This is a genomic window from Rhizobium ecuadorense (genome assembly GCF_001187535.1).
Taxonomy (GTDB): Bacteria; Pseudomonadota; Alphaproteobacteria; order Rhizobiales; family Rhizobiaceae; genus Rhizobium; species Rhizobium ecuadorense.
The window spans coordinates 1-228 of the sequence record NZ_LFIO01000803.1 but is presented as its reverse complement, the minus strand read 5'-3'; the positions used below and the strand labels follow the sequence as shown (position 1 = coordinate 228).

The window sequence follows — 228 nt, the reverse complement described above, 5'->3', positions numbered from 1 at the left end:
ATCGCGGCCAGACTGCGCCTGCCGGCGAAAATCTCGAAAGCATCGCGGCGCTGACGGAGCGCATAGGTTCGATCACCGAGGAGCTGAAGACCTTTGCCCGTAAGGGCCGCGGCAGCGCCGAACCAACAGGATTGAAAGACGTCATCGAGGGCGCGGTGATGCTGTTGCGCAGCCGGTTTGCCGGCCGCATGGATACGCTCGACATCGACCTGCCGCCCGAAGAACTGC

At 63.6% G+C, this 228-nt stretch carries 1 pseudogene; it reads left to right on the top strand.

Going from position 1 to position 228, the window contains the following annotated elements:
* Nucleotides 1-228 (top strand): annotated as a pseudogene (locus AF337_RS14090) (two-component sensor histidine kinase); the annotation flags it as partial.